Origin of the sequence: Zymobacter sp. IVIA_12111.31 C1 (assembly GCF_047495495.1) — a bacterium.
Taxonomy (GTDB): Bacteria; Pseudomonadota; Gammaproteobacteria; order Pseudomonadales; family Halomonadaceae; genus Zymobacter.
Map to the genome: position 1 here is coordinate 2737357 of NZ_CP179930.1, position 18656 is coordinate 2756012.

The 18656-nt window shown below is 58.7% G+C and carries 17 protein-coding genes; 1 reads left to right on the forward strand and 16 read right to left on the reverse strand.

What is annotated here, in order from left to right:
• Positions 1–187: 187 nt before the first annotated feature.
• The 3 genes from ushA (ACMHYW_RS12180) to ushA (ACMHYW_RS12190) form a co-directional block, all read right to left on the reverse strand.
• The gene (gene ushA / locus ACMHYW_RS12180) at positions 188–1843 is read right to left on the reverse strand and encodes a bifunctional UDP-sugar hydrolase/5'-nucleotidase UshA (RefSeq protein ID WP_414500146.1); all 1656 of its coding nucleotides are present in this window, start codon (positions 1841–1843) and stop codon (positions 188–190) included.
• A 52-nt stretch (positions 1844–1895) separates the two neighbouring features.
• Complete coding sequence (locus ACMHYW_RS12185) at positions 1896–2207, reverse strand: hypothetical protein (protein ID WP_414500147.1); 312 nt, start codon at positions 2205–2207, stop codon at positions 1896–1898.
• Between the two features lie 79 nt (positions 2208–2286).
• The gene (ushA, locus tag ACMHYW_RS12190; RefSeq protein WP_414500148.1) at positions 2287–3927 is read right to left on the reverse strand and encodes a bifunctional UDP-sugar hydrolase/5'-nucleotidase UshA; all 1641 of its coding nucleotides are present in this window, start codon (positions 3925–3927) and stop codon (positions 2287–2289) included.
• A gap of 157 nt (positions 3928–4084) precedes the next feature.
• Between ushA (ACMHYW_RS12190) and ACMHYW_RS12195 the strand changes: the two genes are divergently transcribed.
• Entirely contained in the window at positions 4085–4792 is a 708-nt protein-coding gene (locus tag ACMHYW_RS12195; protein ID WP_414500149.1) for an HAD family hydrolase, read from the forward strand.
• Between the two features lie 96 nt (positions 4793–4888).
• On the opposite strand, the gene ACMHYW_RS12200 is transcribed toward ACMHYW_RS12195, so the two are convergent.
• From ACMHYW_RS12200 to nuoG, 13 genes are all read right to left on the reverse strand, one after another.
• Positions 4889–5224 (reverse strand): hypothetical protein, encoded by a 336-nt coding sequence (locus ACMHYW_RS12200; protein ID WP_414500150.1) that lies wholly within the window; start codon positions 5222–5224, stop codon positions 4889–4891.
• Positions 5225–5334: 110 nt separating this feature from the next.
• A complete protein-coding gene (locus tag ACMHYW_RS12205) occupies positions 5335–5631 on the reverse strand; it encodes a hypothetical protein (protein WP_414500151.1) in 297 nt (98 codons plus the stop codon).
• A gap of 60 nt (positions 5632–5691) precedes the next feature.
• Positions 5692–5916, reverse strand: a complete 225-nt coding sequence (locus ACMHYW_RS12210; RefSeq protein ID WP_414500152.1) for a hypothetical protein — start codon at positions 5914–5916, stop codon at positions 5692–5694.
• Between the two features lie 174 nt (positions 5917–6090).
• The gene (locus ACMHYW_RS12215) at positions 6091–7239 is read right to left on the reverse strand and encodes a trans-sulfuration enzyme family protein (protein ID WP_414500153.1); all 1149 of its coding nucleotides are present in this window, start codon (positions 7237–7239) and stop codon (positions 6091–6093) included.
• A 456-nt stretch (positions 7240–7695) separates the two neighbouring features.
• A complete protein-coding gene (locus ACMHYW_RS12220) occupies positions 7696–8148 on the reverse strand; it encodes a hypothetical protein (RefSeq protein ID WP_414500154.1) in 453 nt (150 codons plus the stop codon).
• Between the two features lie 246 nt (positions 8149–8394).
• Positions 8395–9867, reverse strand: a complete 1473-nt coding sequence (gene nuoN, locus ACMHYW_RS12225; protein ID WP_414500155.1) for an NADH-quinone oxidoreductase subunit NuoN — start codon at positions 9865–9867, stop codon at positions 8395–8397.
• 11 nt (positions 9868–9878) lie between these two features.
• Positions 9879–11390 carry an NADH-quinone oxidoreductase subunit M gene (gene nuoM / locus ACMHYW_RS12230; RefSeq protein ID WP_414500156.1) on the reverse strand — a complete coding sequence of 504 codons (1512 nt, stop codon included), beginning with the start codon at positions 11388–11390 and terminating at the stop codon, positions 9879–9881.
• Positions 11391–11411: 21 nt separating this feature from the next.
• Entirely contained in the window at positions 11412–13346 is a 1935-nt protein-coding gene (gene nuoL / locus ACMHYW_RS12235; protein ID WP_414500157.1) for an NADH-quinone oxidoreductase subunit L, read from the reverse strand.
• Positions 13343–13654 (reverse strand): NADH-quinone oxidoreductase subunit NuoK, encoded by a 312-nt coding sequence (nuoK, locus tag ACMHYW_RS12240; protein ID WP_027705208.1) that lies wholly within the window; start codon positions 13652–13654, stop codon positions 13343–13345. The genes nuoL and nuoK overlap by 4 nt, the downstream gene beginning before the upstream one ends.
• Positions 13655–13712: 58 nt before the next feature.
• Positions 13713–14270, reverse strand: coding sequence for an NADH-quinone oxidoreductase subunit J (gene nuoJ, locus ACMHYW_RS12245; protein ID WP_414500158.1), 558 nt, complete (start codon positions 14268–14270; stop codon positions 13713–13715).
• Between the two features lie 30 nt (positions 14271–14300).
• Positions 14301–14837 (reverse strand): NADH-quinone oxidoreductase subunit NuoI, encoded by a 537-nt coding sequence (gene nuoI / locus ACMHYW_RS12250; RefSeq protein WP_414500159.1) that lies wholly within the window; start codon positions 14835–14837, stop codon positions 14301–14303.
• Positions 14838–14862: 25 nt separating this feature from the next.
• Positions 14863–15852, reverse strand: coding sequence for an NADH-quinone oxidoreductase subunit NuoH (nuoH, locus tag ACMHYW_RS12255; protein ID WP_027705206.1), 990 nt, complete (start codon positions 15850–15852; stop codon positions 14863–14865).
• A 5-nt stretch (positions 15853–15857) separates the two neighbouring features.
• Entirely contained in the window at positions 15858–18581 is a 2724-nt protein-coding gene (gene nuoG, locus ACMHYW_RS12260) for an NADH-quinone oxidoreductase subunit NuoG (RefSeq protein WP_414500160.1), read from the reverse strand.
• Between the last annotated feature and the right edge of the window lie 75 nt (positions 18582–18656).

Below are 18656 nucleotides of genomic sequence, written 5' to 3' on the forward strand. Positions count from 1 at the left end.
TGCCCCGCGCCCCGCTTCGCTCCAACACGCCCTAAGGCGCACGCTAGGCCGCCAACGCTGTGTGCGACGCCTCGCCAGTACACAGCAGTAGCTACAAAAAAAGCGCTCTCAATAATGAGAGCGCTTTCAGGTCGAGCAATGCGGCCAGCGCGCCCGTGCGAACATGCGCGCTGGTCATCCCTGCTTATTAGTAGTGGTTTTCCGGAGTGAAGTCGCTGACCTTGAGCGCCGGATGATGTTCGACATAGTGAATCAGAGTGTCGATATCGATGACGCCACGGTCCACATAGGCCGGATGAGTGTCAATCGTCGGGTAGCCATCGCCACCGCGTGCCACGAAGCTGTTGGTCACCAGCGTGTAGTGACGCTTCGCGGACAGCGGTTTACCGTTGATGCGATAGCGCGCCAGCCCTTTGGCGTTCTGCACAACCGTGACCTTGCGCAGCTGAGCAAAACCACCCGCACCAGACGGAATAGCAGTAGCCGCATCCAGGTACTGCGCCAGTTCTTGGCCATTCATGGTGATACGTACAACGGTGCTGCCGAACGGCAGAACACGGTACAGGTCACCAACGCGAATCGTGGTATTTTCCAGCGCATCGCGCATGCCGCCACCGTTCATCAGCGCCAGATCCCCCGGCACAGATTCGAGGTAACCCGCCAGTACCAGCTGAGCCAGCGGTGCCTGACGGCCGCGGACTTCCAGACGTTCACCGCCGAACGAACGATCGCTGGTGCCGACCTGACGTTCCAGCATCGCATGAGCGTGCTGCTGATACGGCGTCAGGAATTCCAGCATATGCGGGTCTTCTTCGATGCGGTGCGTATAGTATTTACGAACCGGCTTGCCTTGTTCGTCCTTGACCTCATGATTAAGGTTGACCGGAATCAGCTGGTAGTGCTCCAGCACAAACTGACCGTCCTTGTAGACGAAGTCGGCACGGCCTACGTATTTACCCCACTCATGGGCCTGCACAATCCACGTGCCGTTCTGACGATCCGGTGCACAGGGCGTACCCGGCACGTAGTTGAGGTCACGTACGTTCTCGGACAGCATGCAGACGGGGTTCTGGCTGTGACCGCCGACGATCATCGACAGATCGCCTTCCGGCATAGCACGCGCCAGTTCGACATCGCCCGGTGCGGCAACGCCGTGCTCACCGTTCGGGTAGTGGCCCATATGGGTCACCGCAATGATGACGTCAGGGTGAACGTCTTTCTTCAGCTCAGCGATAACGTCACGCGCAGCTTGCTGCGTGCTGCGGAATTCTAGCCCTTCGGTATGCGTCGGGTCGCTGAATTTCCAGGTGTCTTCCGTCGTCAGACCGATCACGGCAATCTTCAGCCCTTGGCGTTCGAAGATCGCGTACGGCTGGAAGGCATGCTCGTTAGTGCCTTTACGATAGATGTTGGCAGACAGTACTGGGAAACCGGCCCATTCGATCTGCTTGCGCAGTACATCCAGCGTATTGTCGAACTCATGGTTGCCCAGCGACATGGCGTCGTAGCCAATCATGCGCATGCCTTTGAAATCAGGCTCGGCATCCTGCATATCGGACGCCGGTACACCGGTATTGATATCGCCACCCGAGAACAGCAGTACGCTGCCACCCTGCGCTTCCACTTCGGCTCGTACGGCATCGACCACGGTCTTCTGAGCGGACAGGCCGTACTCGTCGTGATCGTTGTGCCAGAAGCGGCCATGATGATCGTTGGTGTGCAGAATGGTTATGCGCTTCGGCGCATCACCTTTGTCAGGTGTTGTCGGCGCTGGCGTCGACGTACTGCACGCGGCAAGGAAGGAAAGTGAAAACGCAAGAAGAGCGGATCTTATCGGTCGCACGGCAAGTTTCTCTGCTGCTGGGTAGTGAAAGGCTGATCCTGTACAAGACATGTCAGGAATTGCGCAGGCGCGCATGATAAAACATTTTTGCATGCCATGTAGCATTATTTGTTACACAGGCAACAGTTTTATTACACACCAGACGGGCGCGAAAACATGCCACGCCATCGCACAGAGCGTACTGATCCAGGGTCACCAGAAGGATGATACGCGAAGCATAGTGCACCTGTGACCTGGCATTATCGCTGGCAGGCAAACGGTTCAGCATGCAGGGTTCATGCCACACTGCGCTCCAGCACAAGGCATCGTCATCGACGACTGTCTCTCTTTTCTTTGCAACGACAAGGGCGCTTCCATTCAACATGAAAGCGCCCTTTCCTTCAGTGTTAACCGCCGATACACCCTCACATGGCCATCATTCCCCTTGCCTTAGCGACATGTCGCTAACGAGGCGTGTAATCGCTGACGCGGAGCGGAGAATGCCGCTCGACGTAGCGAACGAAGGCGTCGATATCGACAACATGGCGATCAACGTATTTCGGATGGGTGTCGATGGGCGGATAGCCATCGCCGCCATGAGCCACGAAACTGTTGGTCACCAGCACGTAGTTCCGCGTCGCCGACAGCGGTACGCCTTTGATGCGATAGCGCTCCAGCCCGCTCTTGCCCGGAACGACCGTCAGATTGCGGGTCTGGGCATAGCCTGAAGCCCCTGGCTGAATGGCCGTCAGGGCATCAAGGTATTTCGCCATTTCCTGCCCCGTCAAAGTGACACTGACAACCGTATTGCCAAAGGGCAGAACTCGGTAGAGGTTGTTGAAGCGGATGTCGGTCTCACTCAGCACGTCGCGAAGCCCTCCAACGTTCGTGAAGGCCAGATCACCCGGCACGGCATCCAGATAGGCCGCCGTCACTAGCTGGCCCAGTGGAACCTGTCGGGTACGCGCCAACTGGCGATCATTGCCGAACGAGCGGTCACTGGTGCCAACGTGCCGCTCCATCCGTTCCCGATCATGTTCTTGGAACGGTGTCAGAAGCGTCAGCATCTGCGAATCTTCTGCGACTGCCGATGTGTAGGGCTGGCGGACAGGCTTGCCATGTTCATCCATCACGTCATGGCTGAGGTTCACGGGGATCAGCTGATACCGTTCGAGCACGAACTGACCGTTGCGGTAGACGAAATCGGCACGCCCTACGTATTTGCCCCATTCGTTGGCCTGCACGATCCACGTGCCGTTCTGATGATCGGGTACGCAAGGGCTACCCGGCATGTGGTGGCGATCCAGCACATTCTCCGCTGACATGCACAGCACGGTATGCGTGTGTGCGCCGACGATCAGTGACAGATCACCCTTCGGCAAGGCACGCGCCAACTCGACATCACCCGGCGATGAGGTGCCGTGTGCACCATCCGGGTAGTACCCTAAATGCGACAGCGCGATGATGACGTCAGGTTTTTCGTGACGCTTGAGTTCAGCAATCTCATCACGCACTGCCTGCTGGGCACTGCGGAACTCCAGCCCCTGCATATGCTCAGGATTGCTCTGTTTCCATGTGTCTTCGGTCGTCAGCCCAATGACGGCAATCCTGACACCCTGCCGAGTGAAGATAGCGTAGGGCTGGAAGGCATGCTCGTTCGTTCCCTTGCGGTAGATGTTGGCTGACAGGATGGGAAAGCCTGCCCACCCCATCTGCTTTTGCAGTACACTGGGCACATGATCGAATTCGTGGTTGCCGACCGCCATGGCGTCGTAACCCATCATGTGCATGCCTTTAAAATCAGGCTCCGCATCCTGCAGATCGGAGGCGGGCGTGCCGGTGTTGATATCGCCGCCGGAAAGCAGCAGTACGCTGCCGCCTTTAGCTTCCACTTCCCTACGCACCGCATCGACGATCGTCTTCTGAGCCGCTAGGCCGTACTCGCCGTGATCACTGCGCCAGAAATGGCCATGGGCGTCATTGGTATGCAGGATTGTGATATGCCGCGGCGTATCTAGCGATGGTGAATCGGTGGGCGTTGACGTGCTGCAGGCGGCCAGAAAGAAGAACGACGACGCCACAAGCACTTTCTTTATCAGCTGCACTATAAGGGTCTCCACGACAGGGTAGCGAGAGGCTTGTTCCGCAAGCGATAGCGCAGGCGTATGCCGTTAAGTCGACTTTGCCTGCGGTATAGCATTATTTGCGACAAAGGCTTCACTTTTATGACACACCAGACCTATCAAGGAACGAGTGAGTGCAATGACGATAAAAGCCATTACCTTCGATATCGACGATACGCTGTGGGATAACGCCCCGGTCATGGCTCGCCTTGAACCCGCCCATTACCAATGGCTGGATGAGCAAATCCACCATGCACAGCGCGTGCCGCTGGATGAGTACATGCGCCGCCGCCAGGCTTTTTCGGAAGCGCACCCCGACGTGCGTGGCGATCACACCGAAGTGCGCCGTCGCGTGCTGCATCAAATCGTGCGAGAACAGGGCATCGAAGAGCCACTGGCAACGCAACTCACTGAGCGTGCCATCCACTACATGCTGGCGCTGCGCCATCAGATCGAACCGTACGAAGAATCCGAAGCACTGCTCGAAACGCTGTCGAAGCGCTATCCACTGGCGGTCATCACCAATGGCAATGTTGATATGCGTCGCCTACCGCTCGGGCGTCATTTCGACGCCATCTTCAATGCGGGCGAACTGGGCATGTCCAAGCCCTCACCCAAGGTATTCCACGCGGCACTGGCCGCGCTGGGCGATGACATTCGTCCCGAAGACGCTATCCATGTCGGCGACTCGTGGGCGCACGATGCCCTCGCCGCACACGGTGCGGGCATGAAGGCGGCTTGGATCGACGTGCACAATCAGCACCACGAGTGCCCCGAAGGGGTCTATCGGCTGAACCATGTCCGCGAACTTCCTGCGCTGCTGGCACAGCTAAACGGCGACGCCTGATCCTCACACCCCATACCGCATTGAAAAAGGGAAGGCCCGTACAACGCCTTCCCTTTTGATTGCATTGATTGCCGCGAGAACATCATCGCCGCGTTATTAGACGGTACCCGTGAAGTACTGCACCGCATGAGCGCCACACCAGAAGCCGCCCGCTAGCCCCAGTGCGATACCAAGCGCAAAGGAGAAACGACGGCGCGCCGCCATGCGATGACGGTCGAAACAGATCAGCAGAATCGGGAAGCACGGCACGCTGGCCAGAAACGCCGTTTCGATACCCTTGATCTGGATCAACAGCTGCAATAGCGCCGCGACAACGCTGCCGAGAACCCCGGCCCCTACAATGCCCAGCAGTAGGCTGATGCCTTTACGGTATTTCAGCGGACGAGCATTGGTCGCTGTTACGGTTGTACGGTGAGTGTGCTGCATCGTCATATCGTGTACCCCTGCGTGGCCACATGGATGGCTCATATACTCATCCCTCTTTGTAGGTAATCAGTTCTGCACTCGCGCATCGCGCTACCCATGACGGGCATGTGTGCTCATCAGAACAACCGGTAGCCACATTGCCCTATCCCGTGAGCTGGGCTGAAGAAGCCAATAATGATGCCCGCCACAGTTCCGAAGGGAATCAACGCTGATGAATAGAAAGCGTGCGGCCTGCACCGCGTGATAGTAAGACGGCCCGCCAAAATGCTGCTGATGCCCAGCCACACCCAAGCACCGACCGAGGGCAGAAAGAGCGGCATGCACAGCATTGAAACCACGCTTATTCCCGCCGGGATGGAAAACAGCGAAAGCGTAATGAGATTGCTGATCTCCAGTGCCACTGGTCTTTTCATATCCCTGCACTTCTTATAATGGATGCGATGAAGGCGTTTGGTATCCGTCGCCTATCATCATCAACTGACGTTGTTCGATGCCTGAATGATGCCGACGACGCCGCAGATGATGAAGGGTATGAATTCGATCAGAATGACGTAAGCGTGCATATTGGGCGTGATCGCGATCACATACAGAATATGCGCGAAGATGATCGCAGCGATGGACAGCATGGTTGCTCCACGCTTCAGCATCGGACGCGGCAGTGCGCGACTGTCCTTTTCATCGAGATGATCGTGGCGCATGTATTCCCCCTTATGAGCGCGGTTGGATGGCCGCTCCAAGGCCTCTCCGTAGTGTAGTGCTAATGCGATAGAGGGAAGGATACGCAGCCGATGCGCGGTTGGCTTTAGCCAAGGCCGCACATCGGCTGTACATAAATGTCAGCGTAGATCAACGCCAACGAGAGGAAACAAACGTCATTCAGCGAAGGCGTGTGCCAGATCGGCGATCAGCTCGTCAGCGTTCTCGATCCCGACAGACAGGCGCAGCAACTGCGGCGTGATGCCCACTTCACGCTGCTGTTCCGGGGACATAGCCGCGTGCGTCATCACGCTGGGCTGACAGATCAGGCTTTCAACGCCCCCAAGGCTTTCCGCCAGAGTGAAGATGCGCAGGCGCGCAACAACGCGGCGTACGTAGTCGTTATCGCCGTTCAGCTCGACGGAGATCATGCCGCCAAAGGCACGCATCTGGCGCTTGGCCAGCGCATGCTGCGGGTGACTTTCTAAGCCAGGGTAGTGAACGGCCTTGATGCCCGGCTGCGCTTCAAGCCAGTGGGCGATTTTAAGCGCATTCTCGCTATGACGCTCCATGCGAATCGCCAGTGTCTTGATGCCGCGCACGGTCATGAAGCTGCTATAGGGGTCGAGCACGCTACCGACGGCGTTCTGCAAAAAGGCCAGCCGCTCGGAGACGTCTGGAGCATCTGCGCTGGTGACGACGACACCCGCCACGACATCGGAGTGGCCATTCAGGTACTTGGTGGCAGAGTGCAGCACAACATCGAAACCGTGTTCGATCGGGCGCTGCAGACACGGCGTCGCAAAGGTATTGTCCACGACGCTGATCAGCTTATGGCGCTTCGCGATAGCGGCGATGGCGGACAGGTCGGCCATCTTCATCAGCGGGTTGGTCGGTGTTTCGACCCAGATCATTCGGGTATCGGGCCGGATGGCCGCTTCAATACCGGCCAGATCCGCTGGATCAATATAGCTAACGGTCAGACCCGTCGTACGCTGACGGACCTTCTCCAGCAGGCGGCGCGTGCCGCCGTACAGATCATCAACCGCGATCAGGTGGGCGTCCTTGTCCAGCAGGTCCAGCACCGTCGAACAGGCAGCAAGACCGGTGGCAAAAGCAAAGCCGTGCGCACCGTTTTCCAACGTCGCTACCGTCTTTTCCAGCATCGCACGAGTCGGGTTAGCCATACGCGCATATTCGTACGGGCCAGGCTCGCCGGGGGCAGCCTGGCAGAAAGTGGTGGAGGTGTAGAGCGGCGGAACGACAGCACCTAGCTCATCGGGCGTATCGCTGGCATGGACGGCAAGTGACTCTAAGGTCTTCATAAGATGATCCGTAACCTGGTTGTTCTTGAATGGAAAGCGGATGGGGATACTCCAGACGTTACCACACTTGGCGCAAGGCTTTTATGCGATCGCTGCATAACCAAACAACACATTTTTCATTCGCACCAAGCAGCCATACATCACGAGCCCTTCTGAGGCTTCATCCATCAGCACCGTCGACGCCCAACAGCGCCCCCGCCAGCACTCGACAGATTGAGCCTCTATCTTGGTATGAGCCTTAAAAAACGTGAGAAAGCGCCCGTTCAACCCCAGATACAGCGCCATCCGGCAGGGAAAATGCTCATATCGCTTACGCCTCAGCCCCACTCGCGATGAAGAGAGGATGTTCTATAAAGCAATGACAGCGGCCCTTTCCAGCCATGACGCCATAAAAAGACACCGCCCCTGCCGATCACACGGACAGAGGCGGTGTTTTCATGACACTAGGGCGATCAATCAGCCATCAACGCGGGGCACGCTATTACGCTGCTGCACGAACAGCAGTATCCGCGCAATCACGATCACTACACACAGGGCCAGCGCAATCTTGGCCATCAGACAGCACAGGATGAAACCGACGGCGAAATAGGCCCAGCGCCACGCACTGGACGAACGGAAGATGACGGCCCACAAGGCAAACACCATCAGCACGACGGCGATGATCAGCCCGGCATTGGCAGAGCTATGAATGAAGCCCCTGAGGCCGGAAGGCATGCCGATCGACCATGAGGTGTGCCACCAGATCCCCGCGATGGCCCACAGCAGACGCAGCGCCCAGCACATGATGACACCGGACATGCCGGCATTGAGCACATCCCACAGCGGTACTCGCTGCCGGTTCGGCATGACCATAACAGGGCTGTCGTTCTGGGCGATGATATCGCGCACTTTATTGATGAGGTTGCTCACGCAGATGCTTTCCCTTTGAGTTGCCGAGACGATGCAATCTTCCCCTTCTCTCGGCAGTTCAGTTCAGACGGTAGACTGCATACTACACCAAACCTCAGGGGCTCCAAATAAGGTGCTCAAGCAAAGGGATAGCGCAGATAGGACATCTGACATACTTGGGCTGAAGACACCAATGCTCACTATCCTTCATGAAAAAAGCCCCCACCAAAAGATGGAGGCTTCTTCAGAGCAAAAGTGCTCATGTCATCAGAACGTGCCTACTAGATTCATCAGCGGGGTCGGGTACAGCCCCAGAATCCAGACAACGGTGGTTACTACGAACGCCGTAACCAGCGCACAGCTGGCACCCTTGAGCCGTTCGGCGCCCACACCTTCTTCTTCGGTACGCTCGGGCAGAAACAGCGTAATCATCACGCGCAGGTAGTAATAGAGACCGATCGCGCTGCCCAGCACCAGTACTATTGCCAGCCACCACAGATGGCTTTCCACCGCGACAGAAACGACGTAGAACTTACCGACAAACCCAGCCGTCAGCGGAATACCCGCCATCGAGATCATCATCAAGCTCAGGCCCGCCGCCTGATACGGATGGCGCCAGAACAGCCCACGGTAGTGATACAGCTGGGCGTAGTCGCTGCCATCATAAGGACTGGTTACGAGCGTCATGACCGAGAAGGCGCCCAGCGCCGTCAGCATATACATGCCCAGATACAGCGCCGCGGCTTCGGCCGACGAAACGGCAGGGCTGCTGTGCCATCCCAGCGCTACCACGACGATCATTAGGTAGCCAAGGTGTGCGATCGACGAGTAGCCCATGATGCGTTTGAGGTTGTTCTGCAGCAGCGCCAGCAGGTTACCGCCCAGCATCGACAGGATGGCCAGACCACTCAGCACCTTGTAAAGGATGTCGCGATCAACGGGCGCGCTGATCATAAAGCGCAGCAGCGCCGCGAATACTGCAACCTTGCTCACCGTGGCCAAGAACGCCGTAACCGGCATAGGCGCGCCTTCATAGACATCCGGCGTCCACAGGTGGAACGGGATGACCGACAGCTTGAAGGCCAGTCCGATCACCATCATGCCGACAGCGATGGTCGTCCAGCGGGAGCCGAGCAGCGAAGGCTGCGCGCCGATCTCATTGAACAGCAGCGAGCCACTAATGGCGTAGAGCAAGGCCATCCCGAACAGTAAGAACGTGGTCGCCAGGGCTGACAGCACCATGTACTTGATACCGGCTTCCAGCGAGTTGCGGTTGCGATAGGCAAACGCGGCCATGCCATACAGCGGTACCGACATCAATTCCAGCCCAACAAACATGGCGGCCATGTGCACGCTGCTGACCAGCAGAATTGCGCCCATTACCGAGCAAGCCAACAGCATGTAGAACTCGTCGGGATGGTCATCGAAGCGGTTGAAGTAGGTCTTGCCCAGCAGGGTGCAGAAGAAGCCCCCCACCAGCACCATACCGGTGAAGATCAGCGAGTAACGATCGACCACCATTACCGGCGTGACGGACAGCGAATGCGTGCCGTGCGGCAGCACGCTACCGAACCCCACCCACAGCGTTGCCACAAACGCCAGCGCCAGTCCGATGGCCGTCAGTGCCGCGCTGACAGTGTGGCTGCGCCGCCATGCCGTGACCAGCATGACCACCAGCACGGTCAGTCCCGTAACGATCATTGGCGATATCGCCAGAAGATGTGTCGATGTCAGGTTCATGACGACTCCGCTTACGGACTCAAAGTGGTATGGGAGAACCAGTGGGCGACTTCCGTCATCGACTGTGCCGAGATATCCATCACCAGATGCGGGAAGATACCCGTGGCGATCAACAATGCGATCAGCAGCGACAGCATCGCGCTCTCACGGAAGTTGAGCTTTTCGAGCGGCTTGTCGCTGGCGGGTTTGCCGAAGTAGATGCGCTGCATAATGATCAGTGAGTACACCGCCGAGAACAACAGCCCACCGCAGGCAATGGCCACGATCCACGGCGCGTCCGAGAAGCTGCCGAACAGGATCATGAACTCACCGATGAAGTTACCGGTTCCCGGCACCCCGCACGAGGCCATGATCAGCACCAGCGAGAAGCCGGACATGGCCCCGATGCGACCGAACAGGCCGTTCATCTTGCGCATATCGCGGGTGTCGGTGCGTTCGAACAGCTGACCGCAGACGATAAACAGCCCTGCCGCCGAAAAGGCGTGGGCGACCATCATCACCACGACCCCTTGCAGCGCAAGGTGGCTACCCGCGTAGATACCGATCACCACGAAGCCCATATGCGAGATACTGGAACAGGCCACAAGGCGTTTAATATCGGTCTGCGAGAAGGCGATGATCGCACCGTAGTAGATACTGATCAGCCCTAGCACCATTGCGACCGGCGCGAACTGAGCGGAAGCCACAGGAAACAGCGGCAGCGCGAAGCGCAGCAGTCCATAGGCTGCCGTTTTAATCAAAATCCCTGCTAGATCGACTGACCCCGCCGTGGGCGCCTGACCGTGGGCATCCGGCAGCCAGCCGTGCAACGGCACGATCGGCAGCTTCACCGCAAAGGCAACAAAGAAGCCCAGCATCAGAATCATGCCAACGGTGTCGCTCATCGGCGTATCTAGCAGCTTGATGTAGTTGAACGTCAGCTCGTGGCGGGTTTGGTAGTGCATATACACCAGCCCGAGGATCGCCAGCAGCATCAATAGACCGCTGGCCTGAGTGTAGATGAAGAACTTGGTAGCAGCCTGGATGCGGGTCTTGTTGGCGTTGCTGTGGCCCCACAGTGCGATCAGGAAGTACATCGGTACCAGCATGACTTCCCAAAAGGCGAAGAACAGGAACAGGTCAGTGGCTAAGAACACCCCGTAAACCGCGCCGATAATCCACATCAAGTTAAGGTGGAAAAAGCCCACGCGGTGATTGATTTCACGCCATGAACACAGCACGGCAAAGATGCCAAGAAAGCCGGTCAGCGCGATCATCAAAAGCGACAGCCCATCGACCGCCAGACTGAAGGTGATGTCGAAGCGGGGAATCCACGGTGCCGTCCACTCATGCGTCCACTGGGGATGCAGCGACACTGCTTTCAGCTGGTAATCCCCATCCAGGAACAGGATCAGCGAGACCAGTAGCACAAGGAGCGTTGTCAGCAGGGCTATCGCACGCGGTACCTTTGATCCAAGGTTCTCGGTTGCCCAGCACAGCAGTCCGCCGATGAACGGGATCAGAATGAGCCAGAGAAGCAGCATAGAGTTTGAATCCTCAAGTGGTTAGCCCAACATCAACAGTACTGTCACTACCGTGGCTCCCGCGATGAACGTGGCAGCGTAATGCCGCAGACGTCCATTCTGCGTTGCAGACAGCGCTCGATACCCCAGACGAACCAACGACGGCACCAGATCGCAGATCATGTCGATCCAGTCCGCCTGATGGCCTCGTTGCGGCCATGCCAGCGCGGCCTTCTGGAGGCCGTTGCTTATTCTATCGATCCAGTCGATCTGCTGTGCTCGCGTTAGCAGCAAGAAGCTTCTGACGAACAGCACGTCATAGAGACGATCGAACCCGAAGGCTGAGTGGAAGCAGCGCCACAGTCGCTTGCCGAATGGCGTTTCGACGATGGTGGAGATCAGGCGGCGCTGGCCGAGGAACAGGATGGCAGCCAGCAGTACCCCGAACAGTGCGACGACGGAAGACAGCACTTCGAGTACGGTTTTCAGTCCACGCACGCTGACTTCGGGGTCAAGCGTCGGCAACACGCCGCTCAGCGGAGGAACGATCATGGCGCCCACGACGGTCGATAGGATCGCCAATATACATAAAGGCAATGCATGAGATATGCCATGCGGCGCATGCGCGCGCGTACGGCACTCACCGTGAAAGACCACGAAAATCAGGCGGAAGGTATAGATTGAGGTGAGAAGTGCGCCGAACAGGCCCGCCAGCCACAGCACCGTGTGACCCGATGCCACGGACAGCCAGAGGATCTCATCCTTGGAATAGAAGCCCGAGGTGAAAATGGGCAGTGCCGACAATGCTGAACCACCGAGCAGGAAACTGATCCATGGCAGCCGCAGCTGGCGCGCCAATCCCCCCATCTTGTAGATGTTCTGTTCGTGATGACAGGCCACGATGACTGACCCCGAAGCAAGGAACAGCAGCGCTTTGAAGAAGGCATGCACCATCAGGTGGAAGATCGCAGCGTCCCACGCCTGAACCCCCAGCGCCAAGAACATGTACCCAATCTGGCTCATGGTCGAATAGGCCAGAATGCGCTTGATGTCGGTCTGTGCCAGCGCCGATAGCCCGGCCATCACCAGTGTAGCCACACCGATCACGCCCACCAGTTGCAGCGTGAACGGGGCCAGCTCGTAGATGCCGTGCATGCGCGCGATCAGGTAGACCCCTGCCGTGACCATGGTCGCCGCATGGATCAACGCCGATACCGGCGTCGGGCCGGCCATGGCATCAGCCAGCCACGTCTGCAGCGGCAGCTGAGCCGACTTGCCGACCGCCCCGCCCAGCATCAGCAACGCGATCAGCTCGGCCAGCGCCCGGTGATGCCCCAGCACCGCAGGAGCCTTGTCCAGCACGGCCTGCATGTTAAGGGTGCCGAAGTGCGCCCAGATCAGGAACATCGCAATGGCAAGGAAGATATCGCCGAGGCGGGTCATGATGAACGCCTTGAAGGCCGCCCATGTATTGGCCTTGTCACGGTAGTAGTAACCGATCAGCAGATAACTGCACACCCCGACGCCTTCCCAGCCGAAGAACAGCACCAGCAGGTTGTCGCCCAGCACCAGCATCAACATGCTGAACACGAACAGGTTCATGCAGGCAAAGAAGCGGGTGTAGAGATAACCCGGGTTGGCTTCCTGATCTTCCGTCATGTACCACGAAGCGAACAGATGGATCAGGGCACCAACGCCCGTCACCACGCTGATCATGGTCAGCGAGAGGCCGTCCAACCGCAGCGTGATCGGCACCTGAAAGTTGCCATCGGACATCCACGTCCACAGGGTTTGTGACCACGCCACGCGGTGGTCCTGCATCAGCCAAGCCGTGTCGATGCCCGCTGTCACCAGCGCCGACAGCACGACAGAGCCAACGCCGATCACGGTCGCCGCACGGTGTGACATGTGCCGGAACACCATCAGCAGCAGTGACCCCAGCAGCGGTAGCAGACACACGAGATAGAGTAGGTTCATCCTTTCATCCCACTTACGGCGTCGATATCAAGGGTCCGGCAGCGGCGGTGCAGCTGGATCAGCAGCGCGAGGCCGATGCTGGCTTCGGCGGCGGCCAGCGTGATGATGAAAATGAACATCACCTGTCCGTCGGGTTGCTGCCAGGCGGAACCGGCCACCACGAAGGCCAGTGCCGCGGCATTCATCATGATTTCGAGACACATCAACACGAACACCATGTTGCGTCTGACCACCAGCCCGGTCGCCCCAATCGCGAACAGGATCAGGGCCAGCGTCAGGCCGTGCTCGATAGGCAATGCGTTATTCATACGCCCTCCCCATGCCGTTGCGATACCCGTGACGGGTTCATGCCTGCGTGACGTGCGGTCATGAGGCTTCTCCTTGCTCGTCTGCGCGTGCGTCGGTGTCCTCTTCGGCCTCGACGGCAACGGTTGCATCCGGGCGGCCGATGTGTGACGCAATGATCAGGGCCGCCAGCAGCAGGAACGCGGCCAGCTCAACCAGAATCAGGTACGGACCGAACAGCGCCATGCCGACCTTCGAGGCTCCCTGAATTTCGTTACCGAGCGGCTGACCATTACCGTGCAACACCAGCATGCTGACCAGCGTCACTAGCAGTACGGCCGACATGATGCCGGGCAATCGCCACGCTTTGGGCGACATCCAGCGCCGCTCCTGCAGCACGGCGTCCTTGCCCACGTTCAGCATCATGATGACGAACACGAACATCACCATAATGGCACCGGCATAGACGATCACTTCCAAGGCGCCAGCGAAGGGCGCGCCCAGTGCGAAGAAGATCATGGCCACGGCGATCAGCGAGATCACCAGATTGAGCAGCGCATGCACGGGGTTGGTGTTGATGACCACCCCAAGTGTGGCCAGTACGGCGATGATCGCCGAGATGTAGAATGCAGCTTCCACGATTTGACCTCGCGTGGCTCTGGCTACCCGTCAAGGCAGCAGGGATTTGACATCGATCGGGCGTGCTTCCTGCTTTGCCGCCCCTTTTCCCTTCCCGGCGATCGCCAGGCCGGACACCTTGTAGAAATTGTACTCGTGGTCCTTACCGGTGCCCGCGATCAGCAGGTCGCGCTTCTCAAAGATCAGGTCGGCGCGACGGTACTCGCCCAGCTCGAAATCCGGCGTCAGCTGGATAGCCGATGTCGGGCAGGCCTCTTCGCACAGGCCACAGAAAATGCAGCGCGAGAAGTTGATGCGGAAGAACTCGGCGTACCAGCGACCGTCCTCTTTCTCGCCCTTCTGCAGCGCGATGCAGCCCACCGGACAGACCACGGCACACAGGTTGCAGGCCACGCAGCGTTCCTCACCGTCAGGATCACGGGTCAGCACGATGCGACCGCGATAGCGCGGCGGCAGATAGACCTTCTCTTCGGGGTACTGCAGCGTTTCGCGCTTACGGAACGCGTGCATAAACACCATGAACAGCGTTCTCAGCTGGCTCCAGATGCCCTTCAGCAATCGGATCATCTTGCTTTCCTCCCTTGCATCCTATTCAGCCCGCCGAACCCGGCATGTTCCACAGCACGACGACACCCGTGACCAGCAGGTTGATCAGTGTGACCGGCAGACAGATCTTCCAGCCAAAACTCATCACCTTGTCATAGCGCGGGCGCGGCAGCGAGGCACGCAGCAGGATGAAGAACATCATGAAGAACATGGTTTTGAGAGCAAACCACACGAACGGTGGCAGCCAAGGGCCGAGCCAGCCCCCAAAGAACAGCGTCACGATCAGCGCCGAGATCATGGTGATACCGATGTATTCACCGACGAAGAACATCCCCCACTTCATACCGGAATATTCGATATGGTAACCGTCGGCCAGCTCCTGCTCGGCTTCCGGCTGGTCGAAGGGGTGACGGTGGATAACGGCGATACCCGCGATCAGGAAAGTGGCGAAGCCAAAGAACTGGGGCACGATGTTCCACATGCCGCGCTGGGCTTCGACGATAGTGCGCAAATCAAACGAGCCGCTCATCGCCACAACGCCCATCAGCGATAGACCAAGGAACACTTCATAGGAAATGGTCTGGGCTGAGGCACGCATCGCCCCCAACAGAGCGAACTTGTTGTCGCTGGCGTAACCGCCAAACAGCACCGCATAAACACTGAGCCCCGCCATCGCCATAAAGAACAGCAGCCCGATGCTGAAGTCTGCGACCCCCAGTGTGGGCGTGATGGGAATGATCATGAAGGCCAGGATCAGCGTGCCCATTGAGATCATCGGGGCCAGCAGGAACAGCAGGCGGTCGGCAAAGGGCGGAATCCAGTCTTCTTTGAAGAACATCTTCACCATGTCAGCGACCAACTGCAGCGACCCGAACGGGCCGACGCGGTTGGGACCGTAGCGATCCTGCCACAGCCCCAACACGCGGCGTTCGATAAAGCTCATGTACGCGCCGATGATGACGGCCGCCAGCAGAATCAGAATGGCCTGCAGCACGCGCGTGCCGACATCCAGCATCTCGGGCGTGACCCAGTTCATGCTCATCATGCCTGTACCTCCTGCTCGAGTCCGGCCAGGCGGCCTGCCAGATCAATGGACAGCCCATCGATGCCGATGGGCAACCCGACGGCTCCGCGCCGCATGTGCTCACTGACGCGCAGCGGCAGATTGAACTGCTGGCGACCGATCGTCACCTGCACCTTGGCGCTAGGTTCGAGGTGCAGCGCTTCAACATCGTCGTGGCCGAGCGCGACATAGGCATTCGGCATCCGCTCCTGAATCGGGCGAGCGCGGGCCGTCATGGCCTCGCTGCCGAACAGGTGATAGAGCGGCACGACCTGCCAGCGGTCATAGCGCAGCTGGAACGGGTTGGGAATGTCAGTGAAGTAGCCCTGCGCGTCGGTCGGCGCACTGATCAGGCGAACACCCGGATCACCGGCTTTCAGATGGCCGCCCACTTCGTCCTGAAAACGGTTCCAGGCCTGCGGCGAGTTCCAGCCCGGTGCCCAAGCGAACGGTACTTCGCTACGCGGAATCTGATAGCCATTGTAGCCTTCCATCGAGAAGGACAGCGGGGAATCGAGGTCCTGCGGCTGACGCGGTTCGCTGATGTCGATATTGGCGCGCATCGACGTACGACCACTGGCACGGTGTGGCTGACGAGATATTTTGAGGCCTTTGATGCGGAACTCGGCGTTTGGAGCGGCCTCGATAATCCCATTAAGCAGCGGATTGTCCTGTGCGCAGGCACGGGTGGCATCATCCAGCACGTTCCAGTCGGTGGGCAGCTCTTCCAACGTCGCGTGCAAAGCCCGCAACCAACGCCAGCCTTCGTGCGTCATGTCTTCAGGACGGTAGTAGCGCGGATCGTAGACTTGGAAGAAGCGCTGCGCGCGTCCTTCATGATTGACCAACGTACCGTCGCCTTCGGCAAAGCTTGCCGCGGGGAAGGCAATGTCAGCGCGCGTCATGGTGGCCGTACGCTGATGATCAAGCACGATCAGCGTATCAGTTGCCTCCAGTGCTTCGTCGACGCGATGCGTCGGTGCACGCTGGTAGAGATCGTTTTCCAGCACGATGGCGGCATCGGCATCGCGGTGTGTGAGGGCCTTCAGCGCCCAGTCGAGCGACTGGCCGCCCAGCATCGCCAGCCCCAAGCTGTTTGCCTCACGGCAGATCAGGCTGAGACCGCCTTCCTCTTTGCCGATATGCTTCAGCGCGCGCGCGAGGTTGGCGGCAGACTTGATGACAGCGCTAGACGCCAACGATTCACCGGCGATGATCAGCGGCCGCTTCGAATGGCGCAGTACTTCGGCCACCTGCTCGACCCACGGATGATCTTCCATGCCACCGGCCAACGGAGCTTCGGTATCCAGCGCATGCGCAATGGCAAAGCCTACGCGAGCGATTTCATCCGGTGTGCCGTGGAACGTGTCGCGCGCGACATCATCAAGCTTGGTTTCGCTCACACAGGCCAGGAACACGGGGTACTTGCGACCCTGAGCAACGTTATTGACCGCATTGGCATGCCAGCCGGGAATCTTCTGGTTGGCTGCAAACGCCTTCGCGCCGTTGTTGGCGACCTGACGTACGGCCAGTGCCACGCGGGCAGCCGTCTGCGTCAGGTCTTCGCCGAGAACGACCACCGCATCAAACTGCTCGATATCGCGCAGCGACGGTGTGGGCAACGCGCCTTCCTGAAGAATCGACAGCATCAGCTGCAAGCGTTCCAGCTCGTCAGCGGCGATGCCGGTCGAGAAATTTTCTTCACCAACCAGCAGCTTGAGCGCGTGGTTGCTTTCAAGGCTGGCGCGCGGCGAACCGATGCCGATGACGCGACTGACACGGCGCAAGCGCGCAGCCGCCGTATCCAGTGCCGTATCCAATGACAGGCTTTTCGGGCCTTCTTCGGTCAGCAGCCACGGCTGACGCGGACGATCGTCGCGATTGACGTAGCCATAGCCGAAGCGGCCACGGTCGCAGAGGAAATAGTGGTTTACCGTACCGTTGTAGCGGTTCTCGATGCGACGCACTTCACCGTAGCGCTCTCCGGGACTGATGTTGCAGCCCACCGCGCAGCCGTGACAGATGCTCGGCGCGAACTGCAGGTCCCATTTGCGCGTGTAGTGATCGGTATGAGTTTGATCGGTGAACACACCTGTCGGGCAGACTTCGGTCAGGTTGCCAGAGAACTCGCTCTCCAGTACACCGTCCGTTTCACGCCCGAAGTAGACGTTATCGTGTGCTCCATAGACGCCCAGATCGGTGCCGCCCGCGTAGTCCTTGTAGTAGCGGACACAGCGATAGCACGCGATGCAGCGGTTCATCTCATGAGCGATGAACGGCCCGAGGTACTGGTTCTCGTGGGTGCGCTTGGTGAAGCGGTAGCGACGGCGGCTGTGGCCGGTCATCACTGTCATGTCCTGCAGATGGCAGTGACCGCCTTCCGCACAGACCGGACAGTCGTGCGGGTGGTTGGACATCAGCCATTCCACCACGCTTTCGCGGAATTCAACCGCTTCGGCATCGTCAATGGAGATATAGGCATCGTCTTTGATGCCGGTCATGCAGGACATCACCAGCATGCCGCGGGTGTCATCCTTGTCCTTGTAGACCTTGACCGCGCATTGGCGGCAAGAGCCGACACTGCCCAGCGCCGGATGCCAGCAGAAGTAGGGAACATCGAGTCCGAGGGAAAGACAGGCCTGCAACAGGTTGTCTGCCCCGTCGACGTCATAGTCCTTGCCGTCTATATGAATCGTGGCCATGAGGCGTCATCTTTCCGGTCTGGATCCGGCCTGAAGCCGAACCGCTTGAACGTATGAATGCGTACCATGATGGGG

What these genes read in the sequence shown, in the direction of transcription:
- nuoN (WP_414500155.1), bottom strand. Translation starts at nt 9,867, where the DNA reads ATGAACCTGACATCGACACATCTTCTGGCGATATCGCCAATGATCGTT.
- nuoL (WP_414500157.1), bottom strand. Translation starts at nt 13,346, where the DNA reads ATGAACCTACTCTATCTCGTGTGTCTGCTACCGCTGCTGGGGTCACTG.
- ACMHYW_RS12195 (WP_414500149.1), top strand. Translation starts at nt 4,085, where the DNA reads ATGACGATAAAAGCCATTACCTTCGATATCGACGATACGCTGTGGGAT.
- nuoM (WP_414500156.1), bottom strand. Translation starts at nt 11,390, where the DNA reads ATGCTGCTTCTCTGGCTCATTCTGATCCCGTTCATCGGCGGACTGCTG.
- ACMHYW_RS12185 (WP_414500147.1), bottom strand. Translation starts at nt 2,207, where the DNA reads ATGTTGAATGGAAGCGCCCTTGTCGTTGCAAAGAAAAGAGAGACAGTC.
- ACMHYW_RS12210 (WP_414500152.1), bottom strand. Translation starts at nt 5,916, where the DNA reads ATGCGCCACGATCATCTCGATGAAAAGGACAGTCGCGCACTGCCGCGT.
- nuoK (WP_027705208.1), bottom strand. Translation starts at nt 13,654, where the DNA reads ATGAATAACGCATTGCCTATCGAGCACGGCCTGACGCTGGCCCTGATC.
- ACMHYW_RS12200 (WP_414500150.1), bottom strand. Translation starts at nt 5,224, where the DNA reads ATGACGATGCAGCACACTCACCGTACAACCGTAACAGCGACCAATGCT.
- ACMHYW_RS12205 (WP_414500151.1), bottom strand. Translation starts at nt 5,631, where the DNA reads ATGAAAAGACCAGTGGCACTGGAGATCAGCAATCTCATTACGCTTTCG.
- nuoH (WP_027705206.1), bottom strand. Translation starts at nt 15,852, where the DNA reads ATGAACTGGGTCACGCCCGAGATGCTGGATGTCGGCACGCGCGTGCTG.
- nuoG (WP_414500160.1), bottom strand. Translation starts at nt 18,581, where the DNA reads ATGGCCACGATTCATATAGACGGCAAGGACTATGACGTCGACGGGGCA.
- ACMHYW_RS12215 (WP_414500153.1), bottom strand. Translation starts at nt 7,239, where the DNA reads ATGAAGACCTTAGAGTCACTTGCCGTCCATGCCAGCGATACGCCCGAT.
- nuoI (WP_414500159.1), bottom strand. Translation starts at nt 14,837, where the DNA reads ATGATCCGATTGCTGAAGGGCATCTGGAGCCAGCTGAGAACGCTGTTC.